The sequence below is a fragment of the Lysobacter olei genome (assembly GCF_054777355.1).
In genome coordinates this window covers 1-768 of sequence record NZ_BAAHAT010000028.1, presented here as the reverse complement: position 1 = coordinate 768, position 768 = coordinate 1, and the positions used below count along the sequence as shown (strand labels likewise).

The 768-nt window shown below is 26.0% G+C and carries 2 pseudogenes; both read right to left on the bottom strand.

Features of this window, described 5'->3' with window-relative positions:
• A pseudogene (locus ACYVBS_RS14655) lies at positions 1-159 on the bottom strand (cytochrome b); the annotation flags it as partial.
• Between the two features lie 12 nt (positions 160-171).
• Positions 172-762: pseudogene (locus tag ACYVBS_RS14650) on the bottom strand (cytochrome b N-terminal domain-containing protein).
• Positions 763-768 lie beyond the last annotated feature (6 nt).

The following is a 768-nucleotide window of genomic DNA, read 5'->3' as shown; positions in this document are numbered from 1 at the left end:
AATAAAAATATAAAAAGCTATTTTACTTAAAGGTTTAAATTGCATACCTCTTATTTTAGATTTATCTAAGTATGGTAATGCCATTAATATAAGTATAGCACCTAACATTGCAACAACACCTAAAGTTTTATCAGGTATAGATCTTAATATAGCATAAAAAGGTAATAAATATCATTCAGGAACAATAGCAGCTGGTGTTTGCATAGGATTAGCCATAACATAATTTTCACAATCACCTAAAGCATTAGGCATAAAGAAAACAAATATAGATAAAGAAAGCATAAATAAAAAAATAGTAACTAAATCTTTAAATAAAAAGTAAGGAGCAAAAGGTAATCTATCATAATTACCTGAAATACCTAAAGGATTACTAGAACCTACAGTATCATGTAATGCTATTAAATGCATTAAAACTAAAGCAGCTAATATAAAAGGTAATAAATAATGTAAAGAAAAAAATCTATTTAATGTAGCATTATTAACAGAAAAACCACCTCAAATAAATTCAACTAAATCTTGACCAATTCAAGGTATAGCACTTAATAAATTAGTAATAACTGTAGCACCTCATAAACTCATTTGACCAAAAGGTAAAACATAACCTAAAAAAGCTGTAACTATCATAACAATAAATATTATAACACCTATGTTTCAAGTTAAACTTCTTGGTCCTTGATATGAACCATAATAAATACCTCTACCCATATGTAAATACACTAAAAAGAAAAAAGCTGAAGCTGTATTTGCATGTAAATATCTTATTAATCA